27 protein-coding genes are annotated in these 16,190 nt (G+C 37.4%); 10 read left to right on the top strand and 17 right to left on the bottom strand.

The genetic code is table 11. From position 1 onward, the window contains the following. The 8 genes from BM398_RS16220 to BM398_RS16185 form a co-directional block, all read right to left on the bottom strand. Nucleotides 1-267: hypothetical protein (locus tag BM398_RS16220; RefSeq protein ID WP_092336839.1), on the bottom strand; the 267-nt coding region annotated here is incomplete at its 3' end. Nucleotides 268-486: 219 nt separating this feature from the next. Then, on the bottom strand, nucleotides 487-717 hold the full coding sequence (locus tag BM398_RS16215) for a hypothetical protein (protein ID WP_026490285.1): 231 nt from the start codon (nucleotides 715-717) through the stop codon (nucleotides 487-489). Continuing rightward, nucleotides 710-1,216, bottom strand: a complete 507-nt coding sequence (locus BM398_RS16210) for a DUF3990 domain-containing protein (RefSeq protein ID WP_026507910.1) — start codon at nucleotides 1,214-1,216, stop codon at nucleotides 710-712. Before BM398_RS16210 ends, BM398_RS16215 begins: the two co-directional genes overlap by 8 nt. Beyond that, nucleotides 1,213-1,431 (bottom strand): DUF3791 domain-containing protein, encoded by a 219-nt coding sequence (locus BM398_RS16205; RefSeq protein WP_026668455.1) that lies wholly within the window; start codon nucleotides 1,429-1,431, stop codon nucleotides 1,213-1,215. The genes BM398_RS16210 and BM398_RS16205 overlap by 4 nt, the downstream gene beginning before the upstream one ends. A 477-nt stretch (nucleotides 1,432-1,908) precedes the next feature. Further along, nucleotides 1,909-2,106: a hypothetical protein gene (locus tag BM398_RS16200; protein ID WP_092339246.1), complete on the bottom strand. Its 198-nt coding sequence runs from the start codon at nucleotides 2,104-2,106 to the stop codon at nucleotides 1,909-1,911. A 16-nt stretch (nucleotides 2,107-2,122) separates the two neighbouring features. After that, entirely contained in the window at nucleotides 2,123-2,350 is a 228-nt protein-coding gene (locus BM398_RS16195; RefSeq protein ID WP_022779824.1) for a hypothetical protein, read from the bottom strand. Next, nucleotides 2,350-2,997 (bottom strand): YoaK family protein, encoded by a 648-nt coding sequence (locus BM398_RS16190; RefSeq protein ID WP_092339244.1) that lies wholly within the window; start codon nucleotides 2,995-2,997, stop codon nucleotides 2,350-2,352. The genes BM398_RS16195 and BM398_RS16190 overlap by 1 nt, the downstream gene beginning before the upstream one ends. A 15-nt stretch (nucleotides 2,998-3,012) precedes the next feature. Beyond that, nucleotides 3,013-3,855, bottom strand: coding sequence for an MBL fold metallo-hydrolase (locus BM398_RS16185; RefSeq protein ID WP_242949840.1), 843 nt, complete (start codon nucleotides 3,853-3,855; stop codon nucleotides 3,013-3,015). 584 nt (nucleotides 3,856-4,439) lie between these two features. On the opposite strand from BM398_RS16185, the gene BM398_RS16175 reads away from it, so the two are divergent. The 4 genes from BM398_RS16175 (at nucleotide 4,440) to BM398_RS16160 (ending at nucleotide 5,939) form a co-directional block, all read left to right on the top strand. Beyond that, complete coding sequence (locus BM398_RS16175; protein WP_092339242.1) at nucleotides 4,440-4,766, top strand: helix-turn-helix domain-containing protein; 327 nt, start codon at nucleotides 4,440-4,442, stop codon at nucleotides 4,764-4,766. Nucleotides 4,767-4,847: 81 nt separating this feature from the next. Next, a complete protein-coding gene (locus tag BM398_RS16170; protein WP_092339240.1) occupies nucleotides 4,848-5,285 on the top strand; it encodes a hypothetical protein in 438 nt (145 codons plus the stop codon). 44 nt (nucleotides 5,286-5,329) lie between these two features. After that, nucleotides 5,330-5,587 carry a hypothetical protein gene (locus BM398_RS16165; protein ID WP_092339238.1) on the top strand — a complete coding sequence of 86 codons (258 nt, stop codon included), beginning with the start codon at nucleotides 5,330-5,332 and terminating at the stop codon, nucleotides 5,585-5,587. A gap of 109 nt (nucleotides 5,588-5,696) precedes the next feature. After that, nucleotides 5,697-5,939, top strand: a complete 243-nt coding sequence (locus BM398_RS16160) for a hypothetical protein (RefSeq protein WP_092339236.1) — start codon at nucleotides 5,697-5,699, stop codon at nucleotides 5,937-5,939. Between the two features lie 39 nt (nucleotides 5,940-5,978). Here the strand turns inward: BM398_RS16160 and BM398_RS16155 are convergent, their stop codons facing one another. From BM398_RS16155 to BM398_RS16120, 8 genes are all read right to left on the bottom strand, one after another. Continuing rightward, complete coding sequence (locus tag BM398_RS16155; protein WP_092339234.1) at nucleotides 5,979-6,470, bottom strand: CDP-alcohol phosphatidyltransferase family protein; 492 nt, start codon at nucleotides 6,468-6,470, stop codon at nucleotides 5,979-5,981. 1 nt (nucleotide 6,471) lies between these two features. Continuing rightward, on the bottom strand, nucleotides 6,472-6,834 hold the full coding sequence (locus tag BM398_RS16150) for a VOC family protein (protein WP_092339231.1): 363 nt from the start codon (nucleotides 6,832-6,834) through the stop codon (nucleotides 6,472-6,474). Nucleotides 6,835-6,918: 84 nt separating this feature from the next. After that, nucleotides 6,919-7,419, bottom strand: a complete 501-nt coding sequence (locus tag BM398_RS16145; RefSeq protein WP_092339229.1) for a hypothetical protein — start codon at nucleotides 7,417-7,419, stop codon at nucleotides 6,919-6,921. 204 nt (nucleotides 7,420-7,623) lie between these two features. Further along, nucleotides 7,624-8,943, bottom strand: coding sequence for a hypothetical protein (locus tag BM398_RS16140; protein WP_139233842.1), 1,320 nt, complete (start codon nucleotides 8,941-8,943; stop codon nucleotides 7,624-7,626). Between the two features lie 21 nt (nucleotides 8,944-8,964). After that, nucleotides 8,965-9,672, bottom strand: coding sequence for a hypothetical protein (locus tag BM398_RS16135; RefSeq protein WP_092339225.1), 708 nt, complete (start codon nucleotides 9,670-9,672; stop codon nucleotides 8,965-8,967). A gap of 245 nt (nucleotides 9,673-9,917) precedes the next feature. Next, on the bottom strand, nucleotides 9,918-11,027 hold the full coding sequence (locus BM398_RS16130; protein WP_092339223.1) for a CobW family GTP-binding protein: 1,110 nt from the start codon (nucleotides 11,025-11,027) through the stop codon (nucleotides 9,918-9,920). A gap of 201 nt (nucleotides 11,028-11,228) precedes the next feature. Then, nucleotides 11,229-11,639 (bottom strand): Fur family transcriptional regulator, encoded by a 411-nt coding sequence (locus BM398_RS16125; protein ID WP_092339221.1) that lies wholly within the window; start codon nucleotides 11,637-11,639, stop codon nucleotides 11,229-11,231. A 78-nt stretch (nucleotides 11,640-11,717) separates the two neighbouring features. Continuing rightward, nucleotides 11,718-12,008 carry a hypothetical protein gene (locus tag BM398_RS16120; RefSeq protein WP_092339220.1) on the bottom strand — a complete coding sequence of 97 codons (291 nt, stop codon included), beginning with the start codon at nucleotides 12,006-12,008 and terminating at the stop codon, nucleotides 11,718-11,720. A 206-nt stretch (nucleotides 12,009-12,214) separates the two neighbouring features. Here BM398_RS16120 and BM398_RS17290 point away from each other — a divergent pair, with 206 nt between their 5' ends. The 6 genes from BM398_RS17290 (at nucleotide 12,215) to BM398_RS16095 (ending at nucleotide 15,898) form a co-directional block, all read left to right on the top strand. After that, nucleotides 12,215-12,352, top strand: a complete 138-nt coding sequence (locus BM398_RS17290) for a hypothetical protein (RefSeq protein WP_175531992.1) — start codon at nucleotides 12,215-12,217, stop codon at nucleotides 12,350-12,352. After that, nucleotides 12,346-13,062 carry a hypothetical protein gene (locus BM398_RS16115; RefSeq protein ID WP_092339218.1) on the top strand — a complete coding sequence of 239 codons (717 nt, stop codon included), beginning with the start codon at nucleotides 12,346-12,348 and terminating at the stop codon, nucleotides 13,060-13,062. The genes BM398_RS17290 and BM398_RS16115 overlap by 7 nt, the downstream gene beginning before the upstream one ends. Nucleotides 13,063-13,117: 55 nt before the next feature. Further along, on the top strand, nucleotides 13,118-13,480 hold the full coding sequence (locus BM398_RS16110; RefSeq protein ID WP_092339215.1) for a GntR family transcriptional regulator: 363 nt from the start codon (nucleotides 13,118-13,120) through the stop codon (nucleotides 13,478-13,480). A gap of 40 nt (nucleotides 13,481-13,520) precedes the next feature. Next, entirely contained in the window at nucleotides 13,521-14,219 is a 699-nt protein-coding gene (locus BM398_RS16105) for an ABC transporter ATP-binding protein (protein WP_092339213.1), read from the top strand. Further along, entirely contained in the window at nucleotides 14,213-15,004 is a 792-nt protein-coding gene (locus tag BM398_RS16100; protein ID WP_092339211.1) for a hypothetical protein, read from the top strand. Before BM398_RS16105 ends, BM398_RS16100 begins: the two co-directional genes overlap by 7 nt. A 132-nt stretch (nucleotides 15,005-15,136) precedes the next feature. Beyond that, nucleotides 15,137-15,898, top strand: a complete 762-nt coding sequence (locus tag BM398_RS16095) for a TraX family protein (protein WP_092339209.1) — start codon at nucleotides 15,137-15,139, stop codon at nucleotides 15,896-15,898. Between the two features lie 54 nt (nucleotides 15,899-15,952). On the opposite strand, the gene BM398_RS16090 is transcribed toward BM398_RS16095, so the two are convergent. After that, nucleotides 15,953-16,183 carry an aspartate dehydrogenase gene (locus BM398_RS16090; protein WP_092339207.1) on the bottom strand — a complete coding sequence of 77 codons (231 nt, stop codon included), beginning with the start codon at nucleotides 16,181-16,183 and terminating at the stop codon, nucleotides 15,953-15,955. Nucleotides 16,184-16,190: the final 7 nt, after the last annotated feature.

Here is a 16,190-nt window from a genome sequence, read left to right as displayed (position 1 = left end):
AGTCGGATATTCCTGCGAATTATCTAATGCTTCGCATGGTACTTCAGCAAATGTAACTTCATTTTTCTGCAAAGATAACGCTGGCAAATTTACAGCTTTATCAAAAAGTTCTTTGCGGACTCGGCGCTGCCAGTAGTAGTAAGTTTTAACATTGATGCCATTTTCAATAAGCCACTTATTAGCAGATTGTCCTTGAGGACGGGCTTGGCATCTTTTGATAATCTCTGCCCAGTTTGCAAGTCTTACCTCGTGTGTAATGTTATCCATGTGGATCCTCCTTTAAAAAACTAGCTAGTTTTTTTAGTTTTTTAAAGTAAACCACGAAAAAGGAGTTTCAGGCTAGGCGGGTGATTTGACGTTTACCCTCTAAGGCGCAATTTCCTATTAAATAAAAACAGCGTAGCAGCCAAATAACTGCTACGCTTAAAAAGTCTAACTTTTTGGGGTCACCTCATTGAGATAACTGCTCTATGTAATAGGCGGTTATTATATTTCAGCTTGAACGATATGCCCGAAGTTCAACTCATCTTTATATAAATCATAAATATAAGCAGAGCTTTCACGATAAAGCCCTGTTTCTACATCTTGAAGCTTATCAAAAACCTCTGATTCATAAAAGAAGTTCATAGCCTCGTCATATTCTACGTTCTGATCTTTCGAGATCATTTCAACAATATCCTGAATAGCATACTCTATTAGTTGCTTTTTCTCATTCATGACTAATTTTCCTCAATAATGAAATAGCTGCAGGTGTATGGAATGAATACTGTGAAGATGTCTTTTTATATATCATGCCTTTAAGAAGCGTATCAAAATCTATAACTTCTTCTTCATATTGTCTAAACAGCATTGCCATATTATCATCCGCAACAGGTCCAATTACGATATCATACTTAGAATCGAAATTGCACAATGGATCTGAATAATTCTCAAAGCCTCTATTCCTATTATTCATTACAAAACGAGCCCAATCTTCCGTTGTTTCTTCACCAAAATTTTTGATTCTAAGACTAGAGGAATCCAAAAAAGAATCATCTATCTCATAAATATTGAGTACAGGTTCACCACCGTAAATCCTAGCAACTCGTTCTGCCATGCGCTCAGCCTGTTCCGGAATATCTGTTAAATAGAATCCCCTACCAAAATCCTTATATGGTCTGCAAGCTGACAAGCTGATATTTTGTATATCAACATTACTACCATGATACAGAATCATATAGTTCCTCCATTTCTCCGGCAAAGAGCTTGTAAATCTTCAACCACATTATCAAATGATAAAAGATGCTCTTCCTCATAGAAATCCTTCAGGAACTCTATTCCCTTGAAATCTCGAAGATATCTATATGCTTCTTTAACATTCAAATTAAAAGCTTCAGCAAACTCATTAACACATGCAATTGTATAATTTATCAATCTTCTCTGATAGCTCATAGCATTTCCTCTTCTAACAATCTTCTATTTAATAATACCATTACCTATTGTATTTATCTACTTGTTTGGTCTTTCTGCAATCATCAAAAAGCATCTTCTCTCTCGAAATAACTGCTCTAAAAATCAACATGGCTATATCTTTCGTTTTGCAGACTCCATGATGATCTTGCTCACACCTCAAGGGTGCTGCCTAAGTCAAATTCAGCTCTTGGCAAACTCTTGGTAATGATGCTGTTTTTGGCTCAAAAGCTCTGCACTAGTCCATTCACTACCTCATACATATTAAGTTGTAAGAGCCGGTAACCCCGGCAATCTATTATAGAGCCAGCAGTTCTCGCTGGCGTCTATACTTATCTAATTGCTCAATCAGAATATCATCTTCTTGATCATTATTATCCCCATCATTAATAACAGTTGTTCACTACTATTTTAACCTCAAAAAAATACTCTGACTATAAACTCGTGGTTGATTCACACTCATCTATAATCCGCCGACACTTCTGCAAAATCCCTATCCCCATTAATATAATCTGCATACGCCGTCTCAGCGTCTTTCCCATGGAACACTTTGCAGAGCCCGCACATATCGCAGTCTGCAATGCAAGGGAATCTCTCTTTTATATATGCTCTACGTTCTTCAACCGTAGAGTCTTTTATCTCCGGTGCATTTCCCATAATTCAAAAAATCCTCTCAATGAATCTGCCTATCCTGGCGATACTTCTCCATATACTCCATGTTTATCTCACGAATTTCTTTCTTGCCGTCAATATAATCCTGATAAATATCCCATGGACTTCCGCCACCAAGCCAGCAAGATGAGCAGTTTTCGCAGCCTCCGCCACAATCAAGGGAATTCTTTACTATCTGTTCCCTCTCTTCTTTTGTTGTGTCCTTGATCAGAATAGATTTTCTTTCCATCAGCACCTTCCTTTTAACATCATCAGAAATACAGTCAGCAGTAAACCGCCGGATATCCATATCGTCTTTATCCCGAGCGTCGCGGAGATCACTCCGCCGAATCCGGCTCCAATGGCAAAAACAAGGATAATACCAAAGAAATGAAGCGCCTTAAACAGCATAGCTTTATCTTTCGTCCTCAGGTACTTTGAAAAGCTTTCCGTGCCGCTTCTTAAGTTTCCTATGCACATCGTACTTGCATAACCGAACCCATGAACTTTTCTAAATGTCTGCACCTGCATTGCACAAGAAAAAGAGACAATCATATTCGCTATCATATTCAACTTCGCTGGAAGAAATCCGACAGCAAAAAGAGCTATCATTTCAATTATTATAATAATCTGTCTCCAATGAAACTTCTCTGCGTTCTTGTATCTGTTTTCTATTCGTTCTGCCACAAATATCCCAAGAGCAAATGAAAGAAGCGGGCACATATATTGAAATCCCTGCATATAATTACCCTGCATGAAGTTTTGACTCATCAAAACGACATTACCGGTCTGGGCATTTGCAAAAACCCTGTCTCTTACATTATATGTGTACGCATCCTGCAATCCCCCTGAAAAGGATAACAGTGCACTTAGTCGAAAACTTTCCGATGTTTGCATATTTCTCCTCTTTCTCTATTCCAGAACAAGCTCTTCTCCCGGCTTGAGAATTATCTTTCCGGGCGCATTAAACTTCTCAGCAACACTCATGTCAAAACCGCTTTTATCTTTTGCCGGCTCCATGTGGTAAGGTATTGTATGCTTAACACCTATAGCCTTTGCGCACTCTGAAGCTTCAGAAACATCCATATTATAGACTCCGTCGCAGCATAAAAAAGCATAATCAAGTTCCTTTTCTTTAAATCCTGCCATAGAAGGTGTCGTTGATGTATCGCCGGAAAAATAAACCTTCACGCCATCTGAAAATGTAAGTATAAATCCGACGCATTCCGAAACATCGTGATTCTTGTTATATCCGGCTTCCACCGTCTCAATGGATACAAAGCCAAGACCATAAGTCTGATACTCACCAGCTTTGAGAGCATCCGACCATTTAATGACAGTGCAGCCTTCATTCTTACCGGCAATCAGATCTTCCTTCGTATGATCGTAATGTCCATGTGTCATGAGTATAAGGTCTGCCGGAAGGTCATAGCCCTCTCCCATAAACGGATCTATATAGATTACTTTTCCTTCACTCGTAACGATCCTTACACTACCATGTCCCTGATAAAGTAATGTCGCCGCCATGTCCTCTTCTTCCGCTTTTTCTATATTCTCACTCTGGTCGCTTGTTTCTTCAATGTTGGCATCCGTCTTTTCGACGTTTGCATCCGACTCTCCAGTGCTGACATTCAACTCTTCAGTGCTAACATCCGCGCCTTTTGGGTCCGCCTGCCCACATCCTGTAAATATAAGCCCTGTTATCAGGCCAATCATGGCTAATCGCTTTATTACCGTTTTTTCACCAATCATCATGCTCCCTCGTCACCTTTCATACAACAATCATAAACTCCATCAAAAAACACAGCGAAATATTAAAACTTTCATTTCGCGCTGCAATAAATAAGGCATAAATTTGCTTTTCAACAGCGAATTTTATTAAAAAGTATTATCCGCTGTAATATTTAACACACACCTCATTTTCGACAGCAAAAATCATAGATTCACCTCTTTCCGCTGTTTCAATCCATCTTTTACATCTCCCAAATCCTACGAATCAAATTGCTTTTTCAAAAAATCTTAAATCCCGCAATTCCAATTACTACTAGAATAACACAAGTCACCTGTGGAACCGACAACTTTTCATGGAACAACAGCACCTTCAATAGCTGGCATTAATTATACATTTGGAAATAATTTATCCCATTTACCTTTTAGCAAAACCTTGTTTTATCCTTCATCTACCATTTTCCATTAATAACCCTCATTGACACAAACGGTAATTCGTATTATACTTTTGGTAAATGAACTTTCACTTTCTTTTGTGAAATGTCGCATGATGACTACGTCGTATCTCACAACGACGTAGCGTAAATCTAAAATTAGAGAGGATGTAAACTATGAGCAACGAATTAGGAACGCGTATCTCTGATTTATTGAAGCAAAACGGACTCACACAGAAAGAGCTTGCCGACAAAGTCGGAATAACTTATGTATCAATGTCCCGATATATCAGCGGAGATCGTATTCCGAAAGGGCCTGTTATAGCAAGCCTTGCTACTGCCCTTCATGTAGACGCCGGGTACCTACTTGGAATCAACACAGAGGAAAATGATTCCGAGCTGGAATTCTACCGGACTCAACGTGCCATCGCACGAAATGCCAAGTACTGGACCCCAAAACAAAAAGCCGATTTAGTAAACGCAATAATGGGAGTCACCCCATAACTGTCGGCATGTTTATAGCAGCATAACCTTGTATGAAATTGGTAACAAAAAATCTATCCGGGAAAAGAGGTGAGACTGTAAATGTTGGATGGACACTTAGAATTCAATGACAGCAATGGTATTATCGACACAACTGTTACCAAAGAAATCAGTATAAAGCAGCTCGATCTGTCAGAAGCAATCAGAGCACTTCACAGGATCATTAAGCCTGCAATAGATTCATGCAAAAAATCTATTCGCCAAGTTGTCGCTATTCTGGCCGGTGTGATCCGTGGAACTATGCACTCTTTTAGATCGCAATTTTTTTCCACTATCAAAAGCTTCATCAGGAAATGCCTCAGCTCTAACAGATTACTTGTTGCCAAGGTAAGAACAACCGTCCTCAATCTCATCCCGTTTATAAGTTCTCTGTTATCCTTCTACGAAAATAACAGCTCGAATATCCGGGATGTATATCTAAAGGGAACTCACAATAAAAGCGCATCCGAAGATGGATTTAATATATCTTTCCAATATTAACCCATTGAACAGACATATTAAAAACATAACAGGAGGATGCAAAAATGGATGTTACCGTCACAAACCCGAATATTACTGAATCCTATGACGAAGCTATGGATTCCTACTTATGCTCAGAAGAATACAGACAGAAAGTTTCAGCCGCCAACAGTCTCTTCGCTGCTTTCAGAAGGGGGCTTACTTTAGATCAATGTGATACTCTTGTGACTCTTCTTGGCATGTACGATGCTATTTCCAGAGAAGAATCTGAAGAAGCACTGCGCGTAGGAATTCTTATAGGTCAGGAATCAGTTGAAAAATAAAAAAATTCAATCGCAAAAAACAGCGGAAAGCATAAATTCGCCTGTTTTCCGCTGTTTTTCCCATTCTTTTCTTTTTCCGTTATAATAAGTTCTTAGAGGATGAATTATCATGAATGGAATTAGCAAAGTTTTTAAAATTATTATAGGTACTGTCATAGGTGTAGCAATCACGTTTTTCATTGCAGCAGGTTTAGACGTTTTAATAATAAAATCTGTCGATCATTCACAAACACTCGGACATCCGGTACCTGTTCTTACACTTATGTGGTTTGTGGGATTACCGGTAATCGCCGCAATTTCTGCTATGATTTCTGCAATTATAGTTTTTGTTAAAGATAAAAAGAGAAAATAAACGGATGAATATCTCCCTGCGGCAACTTAGAAATCATCCCTAAATTGTCCGTCCCGCCTGAATCAGGTACCATTCATAAACAGCAGCTATTGTTGCGACAAAGCAAACAACTACCACACTAGTTTTTAAATCAATAAGTGGCAATGTTAATGGAAGTATGAACAATAAACATCCGGTAACTTTATTCATCACAGAATGTACAGCCACAAACATTTTCTGCTTGATGTACCCTATGGCTATATTGCTAAGTTTTATTAAAGCTATGGCTAAGATCCATACATAAAGCCAAACTGGAACTTTTAGCACAGGAAGTAGCTTCATTAAGCAGACTACCGTAAAAACTATATCTGCAAACGTGTCCAGTCTTGAACCAAATTCGCTAACGGTACCTGTTTTCCTTGCCACCGCTCCATCAATCATATCTGAGAATCCGGCAGCTATATACATAGCATAAAACACCGAAGACAACGACGTGCAAAACAACAAGGCAAAACTGAGTACTATCCTGATACAAGTTATGATATTTGCCATCTTACATCGGTGTCCCCACTTCAATCAGATTTCCGTCCGGATCATAGAAGCGTGTAACCTTCTGCCCCCAACTGTGCGTCATAAGTCTGTTAACATATTGCACTTCAGGAAAATACCTTTCAAGTTTTTCAATAAAACCTTCAATATCCGTTTCTTCAAAATAGAGCTCGAAGGAATTGTTTTTCGGAATAATTTCTTTTCCAAGAAACTCTTTCCAGTATTTCTCTTCCTGAAGAACCAATCCTTCTGTCAGAATCATGTTCCCATCATTATCAAGAATCATCTCTAAGCCAAAAAGATCATGATAGAACTTTCTGGATTTTTCTATATCTTTAACTACTATCAGAATGTTTTTAAGCTTCATGGAGCTTCCTTTCTTCATCAGTTAATGACCATTTTTTTAGAACTATCAAAACAAAAATAATACCAAAAATACGTATTTATCATGTTACGCTCTCAAAACCGAAATAAATTGTTCTACCGAGAAATGTTTCGGATTTAAGTACAAAGCTCCACTATCTATAATTTCAAATGCTTCGAAATCAAATTCGATACTGGCATCATACATAAAATCGTCATCAATCCACGTTATATTCTGCAAGCAACTGAAATACGATTCCAATAATTCTTTACTTAAATACTCACCCTCAAAGTTTTCAACCGAAACAAACTTTAAATTATATTCCTTTGTTTCAGCTTTTAGTTTAGATAGGATATCATTTCGTACTATTGCAATGCTTTCGTTTTCCAAAAAGTATGCAACAATTTTATCCTTTGATAAAGGGATTTCATCATATATACCTGCATCAGGATCATAGTACAATGTCTCAATGTCGTATAATCCAGATCCCGATAGATAGTAGCCCCCAATTATAGCCTCCAACTTACCGCATAATGAAATATAAGGTATTGAATTTTTCTTTCTTTTTAATAAATTTATAAATTTCATACTAAAAAAGATACCTTCTCAAAATTACATAGTCAATTCATTGCCACTGTAATAATATTTACCAGTAAAAGAATAAAGCTCAGGTCATATATCCCGAGCTTCTTCTGATTATCACCAGCCATAAAACGCACCATTGAGTCACTTACATTCATATTTTCAATAGCTTTCCAAAAATTTTAGTATTAGTACTAATTTCAATCAATTCTAATTTTGTGGCAATATACGTAATTGAAGATACACATACCAATCACTTAATTGATAATCAATCGGGTACTTGTAAAACTGCTCTATCCATTTCACCTGAACTCTTGCCCATTCTGAATTATTAGTATTATAGTTATCATCAATAAGCCTATTTGCATAAGCAATGTTAATGCCTTCCTTTTTGAAGACTTCAACTTCATCAATCATTGAAATGAGTCTTTCTTTATCCCCCATATAAAAATGATTTTCTGTAACATCTGCAACTAAAAAATCTTCATCTTCCCACTCAGGCAACAGATACACTAATTTGCTACAACTATACGCATAATCACTTGGTATACCACTTGTAGAGTCTCCAACAATATCAAAATTTGTCACAAAATCAAAATCCATCTTTTGCACGCCATTATGAAGTTTTTCAATATTCTTCATAATCGTATTTTTATAGTCTACTAAATATTTATCTAAAACCTGATCCTCAAAATAACTGTGTAAGATAGTCTTCCACTCATTTAATTCAAATCTGAAATCTCCCATTCCCCTACGATATATTTCACCCACGAAATAATCCAAATATAAATCATAATTTTCAAAACTTTCCGGAAGCGAAATGTTCTCGCCTTTCAATTGATTAGCAAGCTCTATATCCTTTTTTTCTATTGCACTCTTTATTTCTTTCAAAAAACAATATCTTTTTCGTATGTACATAAATATTTCATCTAAAGAAACATATATGTACTTACTTAATTCCATATCATTCCGATAAACCACAATCGCATAATCAGCCTTTTCAACTTTATTTTTATCCTTTGCCATAATCTTATGTAGTACTTCATGATTAGTTCCAACCAATACATCTATCCAAGGTGACCATTCTGATTCTATTCCCTGATAACTTTGATGCCTAGACGTTTCTACTGGATGTACAGAACATAGCGATCGTATATATTTAAAATATTTTTCATCAGTGCCATTTCCATCAATTCCAATCTCATTAAAGCATGACGAATCCGATTTTTCCTTGTATGGAACTTCATAAATTTTTGCTAACATATCAATACAATCAATTAGTGTTTGCCCATAATTTAAAATATCACAAAGTTTAAATGGACTATCAACTTCTGCGAACAGCTTATTGAAATGTATAACTAACAAATCTATTCTATCCATGCACGCACATACACAATTTGCAGCATCTGCTTTATACTTTTTCTTGTTCGACGGATTTTGAAACTCTGCAACCTTCATAGAAGCAAAATGACTACCATTATATGCTAATCGAAATTCCTTATTAAGTATCGGATTAAGTATATATTCCACATATCCCCCCATTACTAATTCCTATGATTCAACACAAACCTGCCCACCTATATCTACTATTTCATAGTATATGAAAAGACTTTCTTCACTTATATATAAATCATCAAATTCTATATAATCATGCGCAATATCTTCTGTAGTCCCATTTTCTAAAAGCTTAAAAGAATACTCATATTCATAATTATTAGGATATGTAGTAAATTCATCTGTCCTATCTCTCGGATTACCTGAAAACTCAGCATAATTATACCCAGTTGTCTTTATCATCACTTTAACAGTTATACTAACATCCTCATATTTTACATTATGCATGATTCCACGTACATCACATTTGAAATCTAACTTATTTGCAAAAGTATCCTTTGTACCTAACAAGTTGTATAATTTACTTCCAGTTAGTTCTCGGATTATACTGATACTAATATAATTCTCAGCATTATCCTTAGATAATTCTATATACTGCTTATCATCAGCATTATTCTGTTTAGTAGAAGACTCTCTATCTCCCTCATAATCATTAGAATTTGCGCTAGTATTATCGTTCTCGTTCATTATTTTTGTGTCATCCATATTGTCTGTATCATTGTGAAGTACAGAGGCCTTATTTGTATCAAAGTTAACATCTGCGTTTGTATCCAATTTATCAAGTTTTGTAATAATAATAGTATTAGTAATAAGAATCAATATCAAAAAAATTATGATAACAACATTAAATGCTTTTATCTTCATTTTTATACCTCACTCTTTCTATTTTGTATTTTCAAATATTAATCCCATGCACTATATTACGTCTTTTTCTAATCTCAATAGCACATTTTAATTATAACAAAGTTGTTCAAACTAATAAAAGGCTGGTAAACAAATATAATTCATCCTAAAAATTATCGCTGATATTTTTATAAAAACTACTTCTAGTACATTCTATTAAAAAAAAGCAGCCATCCTCCCGAACAGCTGCTCCACTCATCTTCACTTTATTTCTCATCTATACAATCATACAAAAGCTTCACAATCTCCGCCTTCTCATACCCCTTGCCGATGAACACGACCTGATTGCCTCTGTCGCCGTACACATCATCCCAGTCGTCGGTAAGATCGGGGAAGTCTTTTAATACAGGCGCAAGTTCTTCTTCGGGCCAAGCGGATACCCACTCGGACATTTCGGTTATGGAAGCGTTTCTTCCGGCCTGCTCGAAGAGCTGGATGTGATCCCAGTCATCGCTGAACCAGATGTAGCCCTTGGTTCTTATGAGCGTCTCGGGATATTCCATGACAAGCTTGTTGAAGGCCTCACGGTTAAAAGGTTTCTTTTCCTCAAAAACAAATGAAGTAATTCCGTACTCATCAACGCACGCTTTCTCATCGTCATGTTCGCAGTTGTTGAGTGCCTTCTGCACCGCGCTGTACGCCTCTACCTCGTCATAATCAAGATCAGATCTGTTAAGGATAACATCAAGGTCCACGTCTCCGTGCACGGCAGTTATCATCTCCGCCTCCTGCTGGATGTTGCGAAGTCCCGCTTTTACCTCTGAAAGCTCGCTTTCGGTCAAAAGATCTGTCTTATTAAGTATCATGAGATTGCAGAATTCAATCTGATCCATGATGAGGTTGATGATGTCTCCGTCGTCGTTCTCCTCCTCGGAAGTGAGGTTATGAAGGAACTCACGGTATATCCTGTCAACATCAACCACGGACACAACCGCCTTAAGGTATACTCTTGTGTCGGGAGTCATCTCTTCGTAATTTATGAACGCACCCGCAATAGATGAGGGCTCACTGATTCCGGACGCCTCAACAAATATAGCCTCAATTGACTTATCTGCGGACAAGCGCTCTATCTCAGCCATGAACTCATCTTTCAAAGTACAGCAGATGCATCCGTTCTGCATCTCAACCATCTCAACCTGAAGAAGCTTGTTTCCCGATTTATTCAATATGGATGCATCTATATTTACGCTACCCATATCGTTTACTATGAGCGCGATCTTTCTCTTTTCCTGCTTAAGAATATTCTGCATCAGGGTTGTCTTGCCCGATCCCAGATATCCTGTGATAACAACTATAGGTACTTCTCTCTTTGACATTCCATTTCTCCAATCTTCAAAAAACATGTGAGTCTGCCGGTTATTGTTTATAATATGCAACACAATTGCAAATAATTATAGTTCCGTGATGCAGAACATGTCAATATAATCTGATACAGTGTTGCATTTTGTTTTTTAATCATTTGGGCAAAAGAAAAAGGGCCTGCCCTCAGCAGAACCCTTAATTAAAATATGTCGTATTCAGCTATCTTCTCTGCATTCTTCGCAGACACACATTATCACGCTCTTTCCGTAATCGATCTCAATCCCGTATTCAGTCATCATCTTTTTTGCTGCGCTCTTAAAAATACTGTTATCGAGATGAAAGATTTTTCCGCACACGGAGCACTGCGCGTGCATATGCTCGCGGCATGACTCATGCTCCTCCGAATACTGATAACAGGAAGCGTTAACGTCAGCTTCTTTGTATTTGATAAGCTTACCTTCCGTGCAAAGCCTCTCAAGATTGCGGTAAACCGTGGATCTGTCGAGGCCGTCGCCCTTGTCCTTTACCGCGTTAAGTATGTCCCTTGCGGTAAATCTGGTGTCCGCATTGTCTTTCAGATATTCTATGATCAGATTTCTTGGTTTTGTCTTATATTCACTCTTCAAATCATTGCTCCCAAAAAGCTGTTATCGTAGGTCACCAATATATCCGTATCTTTAAGCACATTCATCGTTCTAACCGGATTACCCCTGCTGCCCGTTGGCCTGTCTGATCATGTCTTCAACGACAATATCATAGATCTCGCCTACAGTATTGCAGTACTCAAGAATCTTCCAAGGTTCGTTTGTATGGAAATGAATCTTTATAAGGTCCTCATCTCCTGCAGCGATCAGACTATTGCCTTCAAAGTTCTCCGTAATATAATCAGCTATCTCATCCTCATCAAGATCCTTATCGCGTCTGTCTATCAAAAGCTGTGTATCATAGCGATACGCAAACTGATCATCCTCTGCATCAATTGAATTAATTCCCATTTTTCTTTCCTCCATAATTACAAATACTTCCTTGATAATACTATATTGTCCCTCATAAAAAAAGTCCCGACAAAATATAAAACTAACATGTTGACAAATCTTATCACAAGGGTTATTGTATTACTGTACTATTCAATTAGTACAATAATACAAAATGCATTTTACAAAGGAAGAACACTCAATCGTTTATTACGGAGGACAACACTATGGTTAAAAAAATGAGAAAATCACTTGTAGATGTTCAGATAGAAAAGTTCTTTAAAAACATGGAAAAGTTTGGCTTTACCGGTGAGGAGATCTTACGACTTGTAAAGGAGTACGGGGAGGTATACAGAAGATGTTAACGAAACTTATAAAACATGACTTCAGAAATACAAAAACAGTAATGATGCTTTTGTGTCTGATACAGATTTTAGTAGGTATCTTATTCGGAGTACTGCAATTTACGCCCATAAATAACGAAACGCTTGAAGGTTATCTTCAATGCTTCATTTTATTGGCAAATCCGGCAATGTGCGCGGCTGCAATTATATATATGAGTAAATATTTTTACAACAGTATGTATTCCACGCAGGGATATCTGTCATTTACTCTTCCCACAACCATCACGGAAGTTGTTTTATCAAAGATAATCGTAACCTGCATATGGGTGGCAATTTATATTATGTCCATGGGGCTCTCTTCCATAATAACCAACCATGGAATATCAGAAACCTTTACACCTTATAGTGTAGGAACCAGACTCTATTTTGATTTTGCTTTTTTACTTGAAAGCATATCACAGGTAATGATTGTTTTCTTAAGCATAAGCATCAGTCGGATTTTTAGAAAACACGGATCTTTAAAAGCGGTGATTTTCTATATGGGATTAGGCACTCTATCACTGGTCCTCTTTATATATAATCTTAGATCCAGTACAGAAGCACGCGGCACTTGGGCTTGGGATTATGTAGATATGTTTTGCGTAGCTAACCTTATTACATCAATTATTTTGATAGCAGTTTCTTGCGTCGCAGCTATCTTCATTACAAATAAAAAGCTTAATCTTGAATGAATCAGAAAACACAAACGGTTTATTTCAAAATAACAATAGAAAGGAATAAATAACTATGCCATGGAATCTTAATTCGGACAGTCCTATCTTTGTTCAGATTATTGAGCATCTCCAGGTTGACATTATTTCAGGAGTTTACAAACCGGGTGATAAGCTTCCCAGCGTCCGCGACCTTGCCGCAGAAGCCGGTGTCAATCCAAATACAATGCAAAAAGCGCTCAGCGATCTTGAATCAACGGGCCTTGTTCATTCAGAAAGAACCAGCGGACGTTTTATTACGGACGATGATACTTTGATCAAGAAAATGAGAAAGTCACTTGTAGACGTACAAATAGAAGAATTCTTCAAGAGCTTGGAGAAACTTGGCTTTACCGGAAAAGAAATCATACAGCTGGTAAAGGAATATACAGAAAAATAATTCAGTAATGCAATTTGCGTTTTTAGAAGGAGAAAAAAGTATGAGTAATTTATTGGAAATACAGGGGTTATCAAAAACATATGACAAAAAGCAGGCCCTGAATGATGTAACTCTTAACATCGCTCCGGGGCACATCGTAGGACTTCTTGGTCCCAACGGCAGCGGAAAGACAACACTTATAAAGATAATCTGCGGTCTTCTGCAGCCAACAAACGGATCTGTACTTGTTGACGGCAATCCCGTCGGACCAAAGAGTAAAGCAATCGTATCCTATCTTCCCGATAAGACCTACCTTGATGAGAACATGACGATCGAATCCATTATTGCGATGTTTAAGGATTTTTATGAAGACTTCGATGAAAACAGGGCTTCCGAGATGCTCTCAAGCCTTAAGATAGATCCAAAGAGTAAGCTCAAGACTCTTTCAAAAGGTACTAAGGAAAAAGTTCAGCTTATCCTCATAATGAGCCGCAGGGCAAAACTCTACATTCTTGACGAACCTATCGCGGGTGTGGATCCTGCTGCCAGAGATTATATACTTCGTACTATCATAAGTAACTTTGAACCGTCTGCTTCTCTGATCATCGCAACTCACCTTATCAGTGACATCGAGCCGGTGCTTGATGAAGCCATCTTTTTGCAAAACGGCAGTATCAAACTCTATCAGTCTGTTGATGACATAAGGGCTGAACACGGTAAATCTGTCGATGAATTATTCAGGGAGGTATACAGATGTTAAAGAAACTTATAGCTTTTGACTTAAAAAAGACAAGGCCGGTAATGTTGGCACTGATAGCAATAACTGTTTTAGTGGAGATTATAGGCGAAATTTTACATTGTCTCATACAGAAAATGTATTATGCTAAGGCCACTGTTTCGCCCGATGGACGCCTATCAATAGACACCGCGGGACTTCCTCTTCTCTATTTTAAACTGAACGATTGGGTAACATTATTCATTTTAATACTTCCTGCTTTAGCTACTCTTGCAGCAATATATATGATCAGATACTACTACAAAACTTTGTACTCGGCTCAAGGATATCTGTCATTTACTCTTCCTGCAAGCATCACCAAAGTTGTTTCTTCCAAAATGATAGTTGTCTTCATATGGGCTGTTGTTTATATAATTTCAGCACTCCCCGTCATATTAATAGGAGAAGAGATTATCCAAAAACAATGTTATCCTTTATATGAGCCTAATACCTTAGACGCCTATATCAGCGCCCTTTTAGTAATACTTTCAGACGATTTCATGCTTGTTCTATTATTGGAAGCCCTCTCTCAGATCATGGCTCTTTTCTTCTGCATGAGCCTTGGACAACTGAGCAGCAAACACAAGCTTAGGAATACTGTACTTAGCTATATGGGTATTGGTATGGTTTCGTTGATCTTCTTTTTTAACATCTTTACAAAAGATGAAGCTGTGTGGCTTCCTGCAAACATAATTTACTCACTTATCCTTATAGTAATCTTCTACTTTGCAACCATAAAGGTCATGAATAAGAAGCTCAATCTCGAGTGATCTTCAACAGCAATTTTGTTTTTTAATGGTGTAGCTGAATTAAATTGATATGTGTCCGGGATTCCCCGGTACATATGCAAATTGGCTACACCCTTTTTTTACCCAAAAATAATAAGATAAGGAGGTGATCATATGGAAAAAGGACTTGATTCTTATAGATTAAAATTGATAGCACTGGCATTTATGATACTTGATCATGTTCATTCATATCTTTTTTATTCGCACTTTGAATTTATTTCTATAATTACGCGATTTGTTTCGCCGCTATTTTTGTACTTGATGATAGAGGGCTTCTATCACACACGAAGCCGCAAGAAATTCCTGATCAGGCTGTTCGTTACAGGAATAATAATGATGCTTGGAAATATCACTCTAAATCTGCTATTGCATAATGTTGATCCAGTCACAGGAAAACAAGATCTTGGTTCATTGATGAACGGAAATGACATTTTCCTTACCCTTGGATTCTTGTTTGCATTTGTCTGGTGCCTGGAAAATGTAAGGCAGCGCAGCAAAATAATACAGAATATTTTTCTTGCATTCTTAGCCGCGTTTATGAGCCTTTCTTTTGAGGGCGGAATATACTTGGTGCCCATTGCCTTTGTAGTATGGTTTTTCCGCGGAAAGAAGTATTTGCAATACTTGGGAATAAGCGCTTGGTGCATTTTCATACTGGTACATGAACTCTCCTATTATTTCGCAGCCAAGCCCTGCAAGCTTTATCCCTACCTGTGCTTCAACAACGAATGGGCAATGATAGCGATGATTCCATTTATGCTTCTGTATAACGAAAAAAGAGGCAAGAACACCGCATTCAGCAAGTATCTGTTCTACGTTATATATCCCCTGCATTTGTGGATTCTTATGATCTTGGAACACATATTTGTTTCATAAAAACTGTAAAAACGCTATCCCATATCAATTATGAGATAGCGTTTTGCTATGCAATCAATATTCTTTCCCGACATCTTCAAGTCCGAATGCATTTTTGAAATCTTCCAAATCTTTCGCATCGCGGATCAGCATAATTTCGTGAAATTCACCTGTCGAAATATCCTTAAAGCCTGCGACCTGTTCGCCGTTGCAGATAGATGCATGAATTATCGGCTTCTCTTTTGCAGGATCATAATCGTAGGCAGGTACTGATGAAGTTTTCTTTGAAAAAAGATTAAAAAACATATCATCT

Source organism: Butyrivibrio sp. M55 (assembly GCF_900116865.1).
Classification (GTDB): domain Bacteria; phylum Bacillota; class Clostridia; order Lachnospirales; family Lachnospiraceae; genus Butyrivibrio.
The sequence above is the reverse complement of the archived record's forward strand: the minus strand, read 5'-3'. Positions and strand labels throughout refer to the sequence as shown.